The sequence below is a fragment of the Parapedobacter sp. ISTM3 genome, from assembly GCF_016533505.1.
Taxonomy (GTDB): Bacteria; Bacteroidota; Bacteroidia; order Sphingobacteriales; family Sphingobacteriaceae; genus Parapedobacter; species Parapedobacter luteus.
The window spans coordinates 49,370-66,605 of record NZ_JAENGN010000022.1; the positions used below are offsets into that span (position 1 = coordinate 49,370).

Here is a 17,236-nt window from a genome sequence, read left to right on the forward strand (position 1 = left end):
CAACAACGACTATGCGCAACACCACCCTCTTATTCTTGCTGACGTGTATTTGTCATATTAGCTTTGCCCAAGGCCCGGCCCACTACCTGTCGGACGGCGATACCATTAAACTAACACCTGCCGGAGCCTCACATCTTGCTCAATTGCCTCTGGCTTGCATGCAGCAGGCCTATCCTTATAAAACAGGAGTTGTTTTTACCGATACTACGCTTATCCAAGAGCCCATGCAGTATCATCCGGCGTTCTATGGGTGCTTCGACTGGCATAGCAGTGTACATGGCCATTGGATGCTGGTTCGGTTGCTGAAATTGTTCCCCGACCTGCCGGAAGCCTCCTCGATAAGGCATAAACTTGCAGAAAACCTTTCAGCGACAAATATTGCAAAGGAAGTGGCGCTTTTCGAGGGACTCAATAAAAGCTTCGAACGGACGTATGGCTGGGCATGGCTGCTCCAGCTTCAAACGGAACTCCTGTCATGGGAAGATTCGCTTGGTAAACAATTGAGTCGAAACCTCCAACCGCTAGCCAACGTGCTGGCCCAGTCATATAAGGAATACCTGCCCAAAATGAACTATGCTATTCGCGTGGGCGAACATTCCAACCTTGCCTTTGGACTCAGGCTTGCCTATGACTACGCCGCCGAAATGGGTGATGCAGGACTTCAGGACGTCATTCATCAGACGGCAATGCGTTTCTACGCGAAAGATAAAGGCTGCCCACTTAACTGGGAACCCGGCGGCGCAGACTTCCTGAGTCCTTGTCTCGAAGAGGCAGACTTGATGTGGCGCATATTGCCCGCCGCCGAATACCGTAAGTGGTTGAAAGATTTCCTTCCTCAGCTGTCAAAAAAATCGTTCGACCTTGAACCGGGTACAGTAAGTGACCGTACCGATGGCAAGCTCGTACACCTTGACGGTTTAAACCTCAGCCGCGCATGGTGTTTGTATGGCATCGCCCGCCATTCGGGCAAAAACGAACAACGCCTGACAGCACTGGCCAAGGCGCATATGGAAGTTGCCTTGCCCCATGTCGCCAGTGGCGACTACATGGGCGAACATTGGCTGGCTTCCTTTGCTGTATACGCACTTACCGCTCAACATAATCTTTAAATACTCGTTTTTGATTCATGCAGGTTTCACTCAATCAGCAACGCATTTTGGTTACCGGCGCTTCGCGAGGGATAGGTGCAGCCATCGCAAGCCAACTGTCCCAAGCGGGAGCAAACGTTTTACTGCACTATCATAAAAACAAGATAGCCGCCCAACGATTAAAGGACAATCTGCCCGGCGATGCTGCTTGGTGCCATGCGACCTATCCGACCTTGAGGCCGTGAAAGGATGGATCCCTAGGCTGGTAGATATGTACGGCCGGATCGACGCCATTGTCAATAACGCGGGCATCGCGCTGTCCGTTCCCGACGATTGTCCCACGGACGAGTGGTTGGCAGCGTGGCACCAAACAATCAACGTCAACCTCAATGCCTTAGCCATCATCTGTAAGGAGTTTGTCGAGCATGCAAGGACCAGTAAGAATGGTCGAATCATCAATATCTCCTCCCGTGCGGCATTCCGCGGCGATACTCCGGACTACCTGGCTTATGCCGCATCAAAGTCTGCGATTGTTGGTTTCACACGCTCACTCGCCCGATACTATGGCAAGGAAGGCATCAAAGCGTTTATTGTAGCGCCCGGCTTTACCCGCACGGATATGGCACAAGACTTCATGAACCAATATGGCGAGGATTATGCACTGAACGATATCGCATTGCCCCATCTCACGAAACCTGGCGATATTGCACCAATGGTGACATTACTGTGCTCGGGATTGGCAGACCATGCCACCGGCGCAACAATCGATATCAATGCTGGCTCGTATGTTCACTAAACCGACAGCACCCCCGGTTTACCGCCAATCGATTAATTGGGAATAACCACAACGGCAACGCTCATTTTTGTTGAATATGTGTTCGCGAATGCGAAGCATTTTATCTAAGTTTGCCGTCTTATGAGCAAACAGGACGATTTCTTCAAAAACGTAATTTCACACGCCAAGGAATACGGATTTGTGTTCCCTTCAAGCGAAATATATGATGGCCTGAGCGCCGTGTATGACTACGGGCAGTTGGGCGCTGAACTCAAAAACAACCTGAAAACCTATTGGTGGAAATCCATGGTGCAACTCCATGAAAACATAGTGGGTATTGACGCCGCCATTTTCATGCATCCCACGACGTGGAAGGCTTCGGGGCATGTAGACGGCTTTAACGACCCCATGATAGACAATAAGGACTCGAAGAAGCGTTACCGGGCCGACCAGCTTATCGAAGACAAAATTGCGCGCTATGAAGCGGATGGCAAAAAAGAAGAAGCCCAACAACTACAGGCCGGCCTCGACGCTGCGCTGAACGCCGACGACCTACCTACGCTCAAAGCACTTATCGAAGCACATCATATAGTCTGCCCGTTGTCAGGCACCAAAAACTGGACAGATGTACGGCAGTTCAATCTCATGTTCTCCACCCAAATGGGTGCATCGGCTGAAGATGCTGAAACGGTGTATTTGCGGCCGGAAACCGCTCAGGGGATCTTTGTCAATTTCCTGAACGTACAAAAAAGCGGCCGGATGAAAGTTCCTTTCGGAATTGCACAGATTGGCAAAGCGTTTCGCAACGAGGTTATTGCCCGCCAATTTATCATGCGCATGCGCGAGTTTGAGCAAATGGAAATGCAATTTTTTGTGCGGCCCGGCACAGAGCTCGATTGGTACAATCAATGGAAAGAAACCCGCCTGAAATGGCATCTCGCTATTGGCGGCAATCCAGCAAAATACCGCTACCATGATCATGTCAAGCTCGCCCACTATGCCAATGCTGCGGTGGATATCGAATACGAATTTCCGTTTGGTTTCAAAGAGGTAGAGGGCATTCACTCACGGACCGACTTTGACCTTAGCCAACACCAAAAATATTCGGGTAAGAAGCTGCAATATTTTGACCCCGAAATCAATCAGAATTACGTGCCTTACGTGATCGAAACGTCCATCGGCTTGGATCGATTATTTCTGACTGTGCTGTGCAATGCCTTTGAAGAGCAGGATTTAAGTACTGCCGATAAGCAGGATTCTCGTTCGGTATTGCACTTCCATCCAACCTTGGCACCAGTAAAAGCCGCCGTACTTCCACTGACCAAGAAGGATGGTCTGCCCGACAAGGCTCGGGAAATTCTCAACAGGCTCAAAATTGATTATAACGTACAGTATGATGAGAAAGATTCCATCGGCAAGCGCTATAGGCGACAAGATGCCATCGGTACCCCCTTCTGCATTACGGTCGATTATCAATCATTGGAAGACGACACCGTGACGCTCCGCCACCGTGATAGTATGGAGCAGGAGCGCGTGGCTACGGCCGATTTGGAGAAAATCGTTGGCGATCTTGTTGGTTGGAAAAACCTGCTGGGCGACCTATAAAGCCATCGGTCATTCATCCACCGGTAGATGTTATCCGGCCATTTACCATAACGTCTACCGGCTTACCGGAAGGGGAGTGAATACGATAATCTACCACTTTCCCGTCCTTCCACGTAATATCCACCGTATAATTGCCGCGTGCCTTCAACCCTTTCACTTCGCCCGTAGCCCACGCAGGCGGTAATGCCGGCAGAAGGTGGATAAATCCGGCATGACTCTGCAACAACATCTCAGCAATCCCCGCCGTACCACCGAAATTGCCATCAATCTGAAATGGAGGATGTGCGCAAAATAAGTTGGGATAGGTTCCGGCGCGAGCTCCGCTGTAATCCGTCTCCTCACCAAACGCTGGCCGTAGCAACTGCCGCAAGATCTCCAAGGCATGATCGCCATCCTGCAATCTCGCCCAAAACAAGATTTTCCAAGCCCGGCTCCATCCCGTTCCTTCGTCCCCCCTTACCAGTAAGGTCTTCCTTGCTGCCTCGGCCCACTCGGGCGTGGTCTGTGGAGAAAAAAAGGCCGCTGGATACAGGCCATAAAGGTGAGAGACGTGACGATGCTGCGGCTCAGGCTCGTTATATTCTTCCAGCCACTCCATGACACGGCCATCACGGCCTATCCGTACGGGCGGTGGCAGGTTGGATACATTATTACGTAGCGTATCCACAAACACGTCATCTACACCTAATACTTCCGCTGCGGCAATCACGTTGCCGTACAGTTCGCGTACAATTTGATTATCAATCGTCGGCCCCATAACCACACTTGCCCGATTGCCATTCGGCATGATAAAAGCATTTTCTGGCGAAACAGAAGGAGCTGTAACCAACCAGCCGTGCTGCGGCTCCCTGATGAGCGTGTGGTGATAAAAGCGAGCTGCATCCTTTAAAATCGGGAAAACATCGGCCAGATAGGCTGTATCCTTGGTAAAAAGATAGTGTTCCCAAAGGTGATTGCACAGCCAACCAGACGCGGTACTAGCCCCCCATGACGCCTGTTCGCCAGGAGCCGAATAACCCCATACGTTGGTCATCATATAGCATACCCACCCAGGCGCATCATAGTAAGCCTTAGCTGTGTTTGCTCCTTCTCGGGCAACGGCCTTAATCATATCAATAAAAGGCCCGTGCAATTCAGACAAATTACTCACCTCCACTGGCCAATGGTTCATCTGCGCGTTGATGTTAAGGTGGTAATCGCCATTCCAAGGCGTTTGCACCTGATGAGCCCACAACCCTTGAAGATTGGGCGGCAACAGGCCCGGACGGGTGCTGCTAATGCTTAAGTAACGCCCATATTGGAAATATAACGCAGCAAAGGCATTGTCACTTGCCGGATTTTCAAAAAAACGTTTTAGGCGCTCATCGGTAGGAATATCAGCGGCGACTCCACCAGCTAACGTTAAAGACACCCTATCAAACAACTGCCGAAATGCAGCGACGTGACTTTCCTTCAGCGTATTATAAGGTTGTACCATTGCTGTAGCCAAAAGAGCGGCCGACTGTGAGGCAAACGAATTGTCCCTGAAATCTGTTGCGGCCGAAAAATACAGTGTGGCTTCGTCAGCTCCAACCACCCGCAGCGCATTGCCTTCCCTGACCAATCTGCCTCCCTCATGTTTGATGCGTATACGGGCAAGATATTGCATGCCCTGCCGTCCGTAGCCATCATTCAACACTCCAGAAAGCCGCAATTCATTATCTATCACCGTGGTTGTGCCCCGTTCTTCCCGGGCCAAGGTTACCGAAAAGTCCAAGGCCTGCGGCTGATCTGCTGTAAGCCGGATGATCCCGACATCGCCTTCAAATGCGGTAAAGTACTCTCGCTGAAAACCGACGTCTGCCACTTGGTACATGGTAGCAGCAACAGCCGTCGTGATATCCAGTTGTCTGCGGTAGCCTTGGACTTCCCCTTTTCCATGGTGATATTGGATAAGCAGTTCGCCGAGCGTCTGAAAGCATCCAAATGGCACATTGGCCCCATTGCCATGGCCACTGCCAGCCCCCTCACACACAAAGTTCGCGTTTACCAGCTTTTCGGCTTCATCATTTCGACCTTGCAATAATAGTTTTTGAATATCACCCACACGCTTATGTGCTTCGTAATTGTTTGCATCCTGTGGGCTACCAGACCAGAGCGTGATTTCGTTCAACACTATCTTTTCAGCGCTCACGCCGCCATCGGGCATCATACCCAAACGGCCATTACCCAATGGCAGGCTTTCCTCCCAACGGCAAGCAGGTTTGTCGTACCACAGCTGCAACGGTTTTTCTTCTGCTGATAATACCGTGAAGGTGATAATACCGGCTAAAGCCAATCCGCATTTTTTCATATCAACAAGCGACTAATGGTTGTATACTTCAAACTCCGCAATTGACACCGCGGAGCGGTTGTTGATTGCGTTAGCTACGGCTTCTACCGTAAGCCGAAAATAGCGGGCCCGCACTGGTTTGCCGAAATTTACATATTGCAAAATCGGATTGGCTACAATATTGGAAAATTCACCTTTTGAAGCGACTTCCCAATTGGTGCTATCTGTACTGGCTTCAAACACGTAGCGGTTTATCAGCCCCTCCTTATTTCCATCCTGTCGGGGGAGATAACCGATACCTGCAATGGTTTCTTGCCTACCCATATCTACGCTAATGGACTTAGGCAAGTCTACCTCGCTGGTCAGCCAAAACGTCTCCGGCTTACCGTCCACCGCCAGCAGCGGATCGCCTCCATGTAGCCCGCCCGCTACCATATTCCATCGCGAAGGGTCGATACGCTTATGCGCCGCCTCCTGCATGGCGAAGGTGACGTCCGCTTCCCTGAATAAACCAAAATCACTCAATGCCACGGCCACAGGTGCAAATAAGCGTAACCGCAGCCTCTCTGTGGTGATAAGCTCATCCAAATGAATAAGCCTGTTGGAGCCAACACTTGTTGCCATAGCCAACGGCCGCCAATTTCCATCTTGCCAGACATCCACCCACACACTATCCAAACGCTGTCCCAACTTGATATTTTCGCGTAGGCGAATGATATCAAAGGACGCTTCAGCTTCCAACTCGATGATAAGTTCGGGCTGGGTGACTTCATCGTCTGTAGCCCAGTAGCTATAACGGTCGTCATCCAACAGGTTGGCCGGCCCGAAATGTCCCTCCTGCCCCTTCCGTATATTGGACGCCTTTAATGATGCGTCCGAAGCCAGGTTTTCAGCGAAGGTTTTTGCCAGTTTTTCACCAAACCCCTTTAAAGAAGCAACATCGTTGGCATGCAACAACCCTTCGGTGTTAGGAGCCAGCCCGAGGTTGAAGGCTGCCCCACGGCCTACGCTTTTAAGGTAAAGGTCAAAAAGCTGATCCGGAGTCTTTACTTGGTGGTCCTGTTCAGGATGGTAAAACCATCCGGGGCGGTGCGGCACGTCACATTCCGCAGGAATCCAATACTTGCCATCGCGCTGCCCGCTTCCCAAGAATTGCTCATCGATATGGCCGGGAGCAGGTTTACTCCCATCAGGAGCTATGGGTGTAAAGGTGGCCCACGACGTTTCAGCTGCAATGCCTTTCTCATTGCCCACCCATCGCACGTCCGGCCCGATATCACTAAAAATCACCGCCGTAGGCTGTAGCTCACGTGTGATGGGCCAAGTTTTTTCTTCCCATTCATAGTAGGTCGACCGGTCAATTCGGCGCGTTTCATTAGCACCGCCGTAGTAGCCATCACCGCCGTTAGCACCGTCGTGCCAACTGATAAACAATGGTCCATAGTTGCTGTACAATTCACGCAATTGCTCACGATAAGCATCGGCATACTCGGCATCGCCATATTGGGGATGGTTGCGATCCCACGCCGATACATATACGCCAAACTGGAGATCTTGCTTGCGCGCCGCGTTCTCGAATGCTTTGACCATATCTCCGCGGCCGTCACGCCAAGGGCTATTAGCAATATTATAGTTAGTGGTTTTCGTAGGCCATAGGCAAAAACCGTCATGATGTTTGGCCACTGAAATCAATCCCTTAAATCCGCCGGCCTTTGCGGCCGCAGCGATTTGATTGGCATCGAAATCCCGCGGATTGAACAAGCTTGCCGGTGCATCACCGAAACCCCACTCTTTGTTTTGAAACGTAGTAGGAGTGAAATGGATAAGACAATACATTTCCATTTCATGCCAGTTTAGTTGGGCTTCCGTAGGTATGGGGCCGTAGGGCGTAGGTTCGTCTTTCATGCTGACAGCGGGCTGATCACATCCAACCAAGCCGATACTCAGTGCCACGCATAGTACCGTAAGCATTATAAAGTTGCGAGACATCATGCTAATAGTGGTTTGTTGTTTAAGGAGTAAAGATAACGCTTTCCCCCGTAGTTCGCCGACCTTACAAAAATAATTTAATACAGCCCAACTAACCAGTTTAAATGCGCGGCGATTGATTTATAACACAAATAACCTATTATAAATTTTAGTTATAACCTATCGTTATAAGTGATTTAAATTATTGGTTGTTTCCATGTACATTTGGTAGCATCATCAATGAATTAAACACTATAAATCATAACATCATGGACAACAACCCCAACAACTCAGGCAAATGCCCGTTTTCAGGAGCGTCCCTTCAAGCAACACCTCAAAAGCATAACGTAGGCGGCGAAGGAACGAAAAACCGCGACTGGTGGCCAAACCAACTCAAATTAAATATCCTGCGCCAGCACTCCACGCTATCCAATCCGCTGGACAAAGACTTTATTTACGCCGAAGCCTTCAAGAGCCTCGACCTGCATGCTGTAAAACAGGATCTACATAGCCTGATGACAGACTCACAAGACTGGTGGCCTGCGGATTTTGGCCACTATGGCCCCCTATTCATCCGTATGGCTTGGCATAGTGCCGGTACCTATCGAACAGGCGACGGTCGCGGAGGAGCTGGCCGTGGCCAGCAGCGATTTGCGCCGCTTAATAGCTGGCCCGATAATGTTAGCCTTGATAAGGCGCGCAGACTACTGTGGCCAATCAAACAGAAGTATGGACAACAGATCTCTTGGGCCGATCTGCTAATTCTCGCAGGTAATGTGGCCCTTGAATCAATGGGCTTTAAGACCTTTGGCTTTGCTGGCGGCCGCGAGGATACCTGGGAACCTGACGAGGACGTTTACTGGGGTTCGGAGACCACATGGCTAGGCGGAGACAAACGCTACGCCCATGGTTCCGAAGGTGTTGAGAAAGAAGGAGGTGTGCTTGTTTCGGACGATTCGGCGGACGGCGATATACATTCGCGAAACCTGGAAAACCCGCTAGCGGCCGTACAAATGGGACTTATTTATGTCAATCCGGAAGGTCCTGATGGCAATCCGGACCCAATTGCCGCCGCCCATGACATCCGCGAAACCTTCAAACGCATGGCTATGAATGACGAAGAAACAGTCGCCCTGATTGCGGGCGGCCACTCCTTCGGAAAGACCCATGGGGCCGGTGATGCAGCGCTGGTAGGCCCCGATCCGGAAGCAGCCGACATCGAGGAGCAAGGTCTCGGCTGGAAAAATGCCTATGGCACGGGCGCAGGTGCTGACACCATTACCAGCGGCTTGGAAGTAACATGGACAACTACGCCGACAAAGTGGAGCAACAACTTCTTTTGGAACCTGTTTGGTTACGAATGGGAGCTGACGAAGAGCCCAGCCGGTGCACACCAGTGGGTGGCTAAGGGCGCTAATGCGATTATTCCTGATGCCCACGACCCATTGAAAAAACGTTTGCCGACGATGCTTACCACGGATCTCGCATTGAGGTTTGACCCAGTCTACGAAAAAATTTCACGGCATTTCCTTGAAAATCCGGATGCATTCGCTGACGCCTTTGCCCGCGCATGGTTTAAGTTGACACACCGCGACATGGGACCGCGTGCACGTTATCTCGGACCCGAAGTACCGGAGGAAGAGCTGATTTGGCAAGACCCGATTCCAGCAGTAAACCATGAATTGATTGATGACAAAGACATCGCCACTCTGAAAGCCAACATCTTGGAATCGGGATTACCAATATCCCAACTGGTAGCCACGGCATGGGCATCGGCCTCTACGTTCCGTGGTTCCGACAAGCGCGGCGGCGCCAACGGCGCTCGCATTCGCCTTGAACCCCAAAAGAACTGGACGGTCAACAATCCTGCCCAATTAGCGGAGGTTTTGAGTGCACTTGAGAGCATCCAGACAGCCTTCAACAGCAGACAATCAAACGGCAAAAGGGTTTCTATTGCAGACCTTATTGTACTGGCCGGCTGTGCCGGTGTAGAAAAAGCGGCGAAAGATGCGGGGTATGATATCATCGTCCCGTTCACCCCGGGTCGCATGGATGCCTCACAAGATCAAACGGACGTGGAGTCATTCGCCGTGTTGGAGCCTGCCGCTGATGGTTTTCGTAATTACTTAAAAACCAGATACACCGTATCTACTGAGCAGCTACTAATCGATAAGGCACAGTTGTTAACACTGACCGCTCCCGAAATGACGGTGCTGGTAGGAGGGATGCGCGTGCTGAACACCAACTTTGATGGCTCTCAACACGGTGTGTTCACTCACCGTCCAGAAGCACTCACTAACGATTTCTTCGTAAATCTTCTTGATATGAACACGGTCTGGAAAGCGACTTCCGAGTCGAAAGAAGTATTCGAGGGCCACGATCGTTCAACCGGAGAATTAAAATGGACCGCAACCCGGGCAGATCTGATCTTTGGTTCCAACTCTGAGCTAAGAGCACTGGCAGAGGTCTACGGAAGCGCGGACGCCAACGAGAAATTTGTCACGGATTTTGTGGCAGCATGGAACAAGGTCATGAACCTTGACCGCTTTGATTTGTGATTGCATTGGCAATTCTAACGCGCTACAACACAGTTGTTAAAAAAAAGAGGCCGTCCAAAATGGTCTCTTTTTTTGTATATTAAGCCCCGTAAACTTTCAATCCGATACTAAAATGATACAGTTACAACTAAGTTATGCGGGCCTGTTGATGACAGCGCTCACCGTTATGCTACTCCCTCAATTATCCATCGCACAAGACCATGTGTTTGGCAGTTGGACCGCTTGGTTCAACAATGTCCGATTTAACGACAAATGGGGAATGAACAATGACATCCAGTTCCGCGGAGGGCGAGACTGGACAACCAACTCCCTCTTACTGATTAGGCCTGGTGTCAACTACTACGTCAACAACCGGCAAACGGCCTCGCTGGGTTACGCCACTACATTCGTCACGAATGAATTGCCGGCAAATGGCCGCCGGATTACAGAGCACCGCATATGGCAGCAGTACATTATAAACGGCAAAGTACTGGGTATCCCTATACAACACCGATTCAGGTTTGAACAACGTTTCCTGCGGCGTCCGGATGAAACCGCTTTTGCCCAACGTGCAAGGTATTTCTTTCGGAGCGTCGTCCCCGTAAACCAGCCCCTGCAGGAACCATTCCATCGCGGGTTATTCATATCTCTTCAAAACGAACTCTTTTTTAATATCCACAATAACAAAGCGGTCAACAACAGGCTATTCGACCAAAACCGCGCTTATACATCGCTCGGCTTTCGATTTTCCGAAAAATATGACTTAGAGACGGGTTATATGAATCAATTTTTACTGAGGGATTCAACACCGGATACCATGACCCATATCTTTCAAGTTGCGCTATACACGCGATTATAACAATAATAACACTGTAAATCAACTAATTAAAAATATACAAGCAAAAACAATTATTAATATCTACCAAATTAATAGATATTATGTATATTTGTACCATGCAAAGAATCAATCACTATCAGAGCCACTTCGGCCATACCCAGAAGATGTGTACCATGGCGGTGTGTTTTAGACACAGTTGAAGGGCTCTCTGACGATTGTAAACATACACAAGCCTCTTCGACAAACACATCGAAGAGGCTTTTTGATAACATTTAAAATAAAGAAGATGGCAACAGAAGCATCAGTAGCGAAACAGTATGTCGATCCGAAAATTACGATAGTAGGAGCTGGGCCTGGCGATCCGGATCTTATCAGCATAAAGGGTATTAAGGCTCTCAAGCACGCAAATGTCATCCTATATGACGCATTAGTAGACGAGCGGTTATTGGATTACGCACCCCAAGAGACCATCAAGGTCTATGTGGGTAACCCTTCGGGCGATGAAAACTTTTCACAGGATGTCGTCAACCAACTGATGGTAGACTATGCACTGAATTTTGGGCATGTCGTTCGACTTAAAGGCGGGGACTTGTTCGTGTTTGGTCGCGGCTACGAGGAACTGGATTATGCCGCATCATACAGCATTGAAACGGCTATCGTTCCTGGCATTTCCAGCGCCATATCTGTACCTGGATTACAAGGCATTCCGGTCACGCATCGCGGATTGAGCGAAAGTCTATGGATACTTTCCGGCACGGATAGCGAAGGCAACCTATCGCCTGAATTGCAGGATGCTGTCCGGAGTAGCGCTACGGTTGTTGTATTGCTTGGCTTCGAAAGGCTGCCCCAAATTGTGGCCTATTACCAAAAAGCCGGCAAAGGGAGGTTGCCCGCAGCGGTCATTCAAAACGGATCGATGAGCAATGAAAAAACGGCCATCGGATTAGTCAATACGATTGTGGAAGTAGCCGAGGAACAGGGCATCGATAATACGGGGCCGGTACTATTAATCTTCGGGGCTACCGTAGCGCTACACCACGGCTTCCAGCACATCAACCAATTTTTCGCGCTACAAGAATACCATGATCAACAGTAATCATTCAAATTTTCTCACTCTTCATATTAGTTTACAATTGGGTTAGTAAGCAAGGAGCGCCTGCCCAACAGGCGCCCTTACTTTTCATCAGAAACGTCTTCCAGTTAGCCAAACAACCACCAAGCAACGACCAACGTGACCAGCACATTGAACGATTGCGCTATTAGAAATGCCCAAAATGGTTTAGCGTTATTCCCAGCCAATAGATCTTTAACGTTGGTTTCCAATCCGATGCTGGTAAATGCCAATGCAAACCATAATCCCTGAATATTTTTTATCCCTGCCTTGACACCGTTTACCGTCGCGGGCTCAAATACAAACGAAAACAACAGCGATGCGGCCAGAAAGCCAAGGACAAATTTGGGAAAACGTTCCCAAATGACACTGAGCCCCGGTTTCTCCACGTGCTCGCCCTTTGGTGTTCCCCGATAGGTCCAGTATATCGAAATGGCCAACGCAGCAACACCGAGCAGCACATTCTGCGAAAATTTCACAATAGTGCTGATTTCCAGCGCCCGCTCTCCAACCAAGCTGCCAGAAGCGACTACAGCACCGGTGGTGTCGATGCTTCCACCCAACCACGCCCCTGTCATCTCCGCTGAAAAACCAAAGAACCGGGCAAGGTAGGGCATCCCTATCATCATCGGTATCGCCGTAATCAATACCATAGACACAACATAAGACAGCTTCTTCGAGTCCCCTTTGATGGCTCCCGAAGTCGCAATGGCTGCCGAAACGCCACATATCGATACTGCACTGGATATCATCATTGTAAGTTCTTCATCCACTTTCAATTTGCGGCATAGCCAAAAAGCAAAGTACCAAACCGATAAAACCACAATAAGCGATTGCACCAGTCCTAAAGAACCCGCTTTCAGGATGTCAGAGAAAATGACACTGGTTCCCAGCAGTACCAATCCGATTTTTACCAACAGCTCGGCATTAAGTGAGTCCTTGAACCATTGTGGCAATTTAAACAGATTTCCAATAATCAATCCAATCACTAAGCTGAAGATCACCGCCTCTAAGCCCAAATCACTTAAAACCGCATTACCCGCCAGCAAAAGAGCGAGGATGGTGAGGGCAAATACGATGGGAAAGCCTAATAACTGGTGTTTGACAGATTTACCGGTAATAATGGCTCCTACAACGACAATCATATAAGCAAAAACAAATTGGTACAAAACGCTCATGCCGTTGGTAGCGGTATACAAAGATTGCAGTGCCCCGAAATTATTCCATTTATAATCCGGAATAGGAATGTGCATTCCCAATGTTGCTAAAAAAATGATGGTAAACCCTAAAACAACGACAGCCCAATCTTCTGTGAGGCGTAGCTTAGCTGATGACATGCTTCTTTCTTAAATGGTTATCATATTGGCGATGATGAGACCGCGTCTAATTTTGCGGAGGAGGCTCGTCACTCACGCACCTGAAACCGAGGTTATTGCTTCCACTACTTACTTCGCCCTTCCCCCGGCTGCCGGCAATATACCGTTCGCAATACTGTTCGTTGCAAAGGAAAGAGCCACCCCGCTGTACACGTTTCACCACACCAGGCTCTATGGGGTCGTAGCTATCTACAGGACCTTTGGGATTTACCGTGGGACTACGCTCATAATAGTCCGGCCGATAATAGTCAGAACACCATTCCCAAACGTTGCCGTCCATATCGTACAGGCCAAAGGCATTCGGTTCAAATGATTTCACAGGTGCTACGCCTTCATAGCCATCCTCGGCTGCATCCCGTACAGGAAAATCCCCCTGATATACATTGGCTAGCCATTTCCCACCGGGCTTCAATTCATCGCCCCAATAGTACACGGTATTGGGCTTTCCTCCGCGTGCGGCGTATTCCCATTCGGCTTCTGTAGGGAGCCGCTTGCCCGCCCATACGGCAAAAGCTTCGGCGTCTTCATAAGCAATGTGAACGACCGGCTCGTTTTCACGTCCCTTAATGCTGCTTCCCGGCCCTTCGGGTTGCCGCCAACTAGCACCTACTACGTACTTCCACCATTGAAGGTGGCTGCGCAAGTCCACCGGCCGGGCAGGCGGTGTAAATACAGCAGACCCTGGCTGCAAGACATCAAGTGGCACGTCAGGAAAATCCTTTGGGTTCAATGGCCGTTCGGCTACTGTCTGATAACCCGTGGCCGCCACAAACCGCGCAAACTGCGCATTGGTCACCTCATGTTCGTCCATCCAAAAGCCGTCAACTGTCACCTCATGTACCGGACTGGCATCCGCAAACTTTGCTGATCCCATGCGGAATTTCCCCCCTTGAATGTACACCATTCGAGCATCATCGCCACCGGGAAGGTGAGGCCTCGCTTTGGATTCCGCAATTGCAGCCGCACGGGATGGAACGCCATGCGATACACAAGTCGCAACACTATCTGCATGCAATAGTTGTTCACCCTCCCGTGCGTTTTGGCCTGTCTGCCTATAGCAAGCAAGCGCAAACAGCGGTAAAATCAAAAACAAACCAATTCGCTCGGAGCTACTCATCATCTTGTTTCCTTACTATATACTTCGTAATCTGCTACCATCGCATTTCACCAATCAATTTTCCTCAAGGTCGCATTCGCCACCGCGGCCGTTCATTGCAAGACATAGCTATTGTCCTTCATACAACCAAACCAAATACATCTTTCAAGGCCTGCCTGGCAGCATGGTGGCCACACATTCCGTGCACGCCACCGCCTGGCGGTGTGGAAGAAGAGCATATATAGAGCCCTTTGGTTGACGTACGGTACGGCGAATACCGGAGTGCCGGACGTGTAAACAACTGTCCCAAATCAATAGCCCCCCCGTTTATATCGCCGCCGATATAATTTGGGTTATACGTTTCCAGCTCCACACTATTGAACGTATGTCTCGCCAATATACGGTCGCGGAAACCCGGTGCAAACCGCTCTATCTGCCGTTCAATTGTTTCCGTCATATTCACGGTAGAACCATTGGGCACATGGCAATATGCCCATGCCGTATGTTTGCCGTCCGGAGCACGGGTATGATCAAACATACTTTGCTGCGCAAGCAATACAAAAGGCTTGTCTGGATGCTTGCCCCGCCAAACCGCCTGTTCGCCGTAGGCAATTTCATCAAACGTTCCGCCCAAGTGCACTGTACCGGACTCCCTACATTCCGCCGCTGTAAACGGTATGGGGCCATCAAGCGCCCAGTCTACTTTAAATACCCCCACGCCGTACCGGTAGCGATTGAGCTGCCACCTGTAAAGCGACGAAAACCGATGCCCGGCAATAGCTAGCAGCTGCTTCGGTGTCACATCAAATAAGATTGCCTTTGCCGATGGCAGCTGAGACAAAGAAGTCACGTAAAAATTCGTTTCAATTTGCCCTCCTAAAGACCGGAAATAAGATGCCAACGCTTCTGCAATGCGTTGGGAGCCGCCTTTAGCAATCGGCCAACCGGTCAGGTGCCCATTGACGGTAAGCACCACACCGATAGCTGATGTTGTCAGGCGCGACAATGGCTGGAGCGAATGTGCAGCCATACCCGCCCACAACCCCTTGGCTGCCGCCGTGTGGAATATGCGAGCGATATAACGCGCTGATGGCATCGCCTTTACTCCAAACCGGGCCAACCCTATCGCATCCCCGGGCGCTCGCAGCGGCCCCAAAACGTCATTTACAATAGTTGGCCATAGCCGCAAAAGCGGTTCGAAAAACCGACGATATTGCGCCCCATCACGGCCCAGTAGATTAGCGGTTTCGTCCAATGATGTTTTTAGCACCGCCGCCGTTCCGTCATCAAAGGGATGGCCGGCAAGTACAGGTGGGTGTATATATTCCAGGCCGTGTGCCTCGAGCGGGAGGGCATTGAAAAAAGGCGACGCGGCAGCCATCGGGTGTACGGCAGAACAGACATCATGATAATAGCCCGGCAACGTCAATTCGGACGTACGGAGACCTCCACCCAGCGTCGCCGCACCTTCAACCAATAGTACCGACAGCCCACTCTTCTGCAGTGTGATAGCCGCCGCAAGCCCATTAGGCCCTGAACCTATTACAATTGCATCATAATCTGCGCTATGTCTCAATCCATTCAACCTTTTTCCGTCAAACTCAATTTATCACGAAACTAACCTTATCCACACCCGAATTACCTGTCTTTCCGTCAAAGGCGTATACCAAAAGCTCAAAACTCCCTTTGTCTTCCAATGGTAACGCTCCTTCAAAGACATTGTCATCATCCGTTATTTCAAGCGGAAACTCCGAAAGAATCTGTCCATCCCGCCGCAAAACACCCCATACTTCGATATCTTCTGCATCCCATATTCCTCCTTTATTGATGACACATCCACACATCATTACCAAGTGCACCCTGGCTCTCAAACTTCCATGAGTCAGTGACTTCGCCGCGATTACTTCGTGTGTCGACGGATATTTTATATCCAAAATATACCCTGGGATATCCAGTATGATCCCATCGCCGAGAATATCCTTTCCAGGAATAACCCATAACTGGGTAGTCGCTTTTACGGATGCTGCTTTTCTGTTAAACGGGGCGATGACCTCGACGTCAACGAAAACAGGTTCACGGATGTCCAGTTGAGCTTCGAATTTAGCAGTATTGTCATCCGCAAGCCGGGTTTTTCTGGCAATAGGTGTGTTCATAATGACCTCCGTATCACCGGAGGTCCCGGTTGTGTATCCTTGGGCTAAGATTTCACCAGTAGTGTTGTTTCTAACGATCACATAAGCACCACCAATGCCCGTACCAATAAACTTCGCATCTTTGGCTTTGGCCCGGACAATCATCTTGGTCGTCTGCGAAAAGGAAAGCTGCGCTGTAAAAGACAGGATTACCAAAATTATTGCTTTAAATACGCTCATCCGTGTTTTCTTTATGTTCGTCGTCCGCCGACACACAAATATAAGAATTGCGCCCATTTCAAGACGACGATTCTGCGAAATCACCTAATGCATTTTCTATAAGCTGTGAAGATAAGCGAAGTTGAGGTGTGAAGCGAAGGAAAAAAACGAAACCATTGT

General features: G+C 49.8%; 11 protein-coding genes and 1 pseudogene. 6 read left to right on the forward strand and 6 right to left on the reverse strand.

All coding sequences use genetic code 11. The features are described from left to right. Positions 1-11 precede the first annotated feature (11 nt). The 3 genes and pseudogenes from JHJ32_RS20890 (at position 12) to JHJ32_RS20905 (ending at position 3,468) form a co-directional block, all read left to right on the forward strand. Positions 12-1,109 carry a DUF2891 domain-containing protein gene (locus JHJ32_RS20890; protein ID WP_079718514.1) on the forward strand — a complete coding sequence of 366 codons (1,098 nt, stop codon included), beginning with the start codon at positions 12-14 and terminating at the stop codon, positions 1,107-1,109. A 17-nt stretch (positions 1,110-1,126) separates the two neighbouring features. Continuing rightward, positions 1,127-1,884: pseudogene (locus JHJ32_RS20900) on the forward strand (SDR family NAD(P)-dependent oxidoreductase). Between the two features lie 120 nt (positions 1,885-2,004). Then, positions 2,005-3,468, forward strand: a complete 1,464-nt coding sequence (locus JHJ32_RS20905; RefSeq protein WP_200122316.1) for a glycine--tRNA ligase — start codon at positions 2,005-2,007, stop codon at positions 3,466-3,468. A 13-nt stretch (positions 3,469-3,481) separates the two neighbouring features. Here JHJ32_RS20905 and JHJ32_RS20910 read toward each other — a convergent pair whose 3' ends face one another. Both JHJ32_RS20910 and JHJ32_RS20915 read right to left on the reverse strand, forming a co-directional pair. Further along, positions 3,482-5,800, reverse strand: a complete 2,319-nt coding sequence (locus JHJ32_RS20910; RefSeq protein ID WP_200122318.1) for a glycoside hydrolase N-terminal domain-containing protein — start codon at positions 5,798-5,800, stop codon at positions 3,482-3,484. Between the two features lie 12 nt (positions 5,801-5,812). Further along, positions 5,813-7,750, reverse strand: a complete 1,938-nt coding sequence (locus JHJ32_RS20915; protein WP_233632786.1) for an alpha-L-fucosidase — start codon at positions 7,748-7,750, stop codon at positions 5,813-5,815. A 266-nt stretch (positions 7,751-8,016) separates the two neighbouring features. On the opposite strand from JHJ32_RS20915, the gene katG reads away from it, so the two are divergent. From katG to cobA, 3 genes are all read left to right on the forward strand, one after another. Continuing rightward, positions 8,017-10,305, forward strand: coding sequence for a catalase/peroxidase HPI (gene katG, locus JHJ32_RS20920; RefSeq protein ID WP_200122326.1), 2,289 nt, complete (start codon positions 8,017-8,019; stop codon positions 10,303-10,305). Between the two features lie 112 nt (positions 10,306-10,417). Next, complete coding sequence (locus tag JHJ32_RS20925; RefSeq protein ID WP_200122327.1) at positions 10,418-11,143, forward strand: DUF2490 domain-containing protein; 726 nt, start codon at positions 10,418-10,420, stop codon at positions 11,141-11,143. A 265-nt stretch (positions 11,144-11,408) separates the two neighbouring features. After that, entirely contained in the window at positions 11,409-12,218 is an 810-nt protein-coding gene (gene cobA, locus JHJ32_RS20930) for a uroporphyrinogen-III C-methyltransferase (protein WP_079718518.1), read from the forward strand. Positions 12,219-12,322: 104 nt separating this feature from the next. Here the strand turns inward: cobA and JHJ32_RS20935 are convergent, their stop codons facing one another. From JHJ32_RS20935 to JHJ32_RS20950, 4 genes are all read right to left on the reverse strand, one after another. Continuing rightward, complete coding sequence (locus JHJ32_RS20935; protein ID WP_079718519.1) at positions 12,323-13,570, reverse strand: YeiH family protein; 1,248 nt, start codon at positions 13,568-13,570, stop codon at positions 12,323-12,325. Between the two features lie 46 nt (positions 13,571-13,616). Continuing rightward, the gene (locus JHJ32_RS20940; RefSeq protein WP_233632787.1) at positions 13,617-14,729 is read right to left on the reverse strand and encodes a formylglycine-generating enzyme family protein; all 1,113 of its coding nucleotides are present in this window, start codon (positions 14,727-14,729) and stop codon (positions 13,617-13,619) included. 115 nt (positions 14,730-14,844) lie between these two features. Further along, on the reverse strand, positions 14,845-16,281 hold the full coding sequence (locus tag JHJ32_RS20945; protein ID WP_200122329.1) for an NAD(P)/FAD-dependent oxidoreductase: 1,437 nt from the start codon (positions 16,279-16,281) through the stop codon (positions 14,845-14,847). Between the two features lie 25 nt (positions 16,282-16,306). Continuing rightward, complete coding sequence (locus JHJ32_RS20950) at positions 16,307-17,077, reverse strand: hypothetical protein (RefSeq protein WP_200122331.1); 771 nt, start codon at positions 17,075-17,077, stop codon at positions 16,307-16,309. Positions 17,078-17,236: the final 159 nt, after the last annotated feature.

Bases quoted from the DNA above. Each gene is read 5' to 3' on its own strand.
- JHJ32_RS20890 (WP_079718514.1), top strand. From the start codon at position 12: ATGCGCAACACCACCCTCTTATTCTTGCTGACGTGTATTTGTCATATT.
- JHJ32_RS20905 (WP_200122316.1), top strand. From the start codon at position 2,005: ATGAGCAAACAGGACGATTTCTTCAAAAACGTAATTTCACACGCCAAG.
- JHJ32_RS20910 (WP_200122318.1), bottom strand. From the start codon at position 5,800: ATGAAAAAATGCGGATTGGCTTTAGCCGGTATTATCACCTTCACGGTA.
- JHJ32_RS20915 (WP_233632786.1), bottom strand. From the start codon at position 7,750: ATGCTTACGGTACTATGCGTGGCACTGAGTATCGGCTTGGTTGGATGT.
- katG (WP_200122326.1), top strand. From the start codon at position 8,017: ATGGACAACAACCCCAACAACTCAGGCAAATGCCCGTTTTCAGGAGCG.
- JHJ32_RS20925 (WP_200122327.1), top strand. From the start codon at position 10,418: ATGATACAGTTACAACTAAGTTATGCGGGCCTGTTGATGACAGCGCTC.
- cobA (WP_079718518.1), top strand. From the start codon at position 11,409: ATGGCAACAGAAGCATCAGTAGCGAAACAGTATGTCGATCCGAAAATT.
- JHJ32_RS20935 (WP_079718519.1), bottom strand. From the start codon at position 13,570: ATGTCATCAGCTAAGCTACGCCTCACAGAAGATTGGGCTGTCGTTGTT.
- JHJ32_RS20940 (WP_233632787.1), bottom strand. From the start codon at position 14,729: ATGATGAGTAGCTCCGAGCGAATTGGTTTGTTTTTGATTTTACCGCTG.
- JHJ32_RS20950 (WP_200122331.1), bottom strand. From the start codon at position 17,077: ATGAGCGTATTTAAAGCAATAATTTTGGTAATCCTGTCTTTTACAGCG.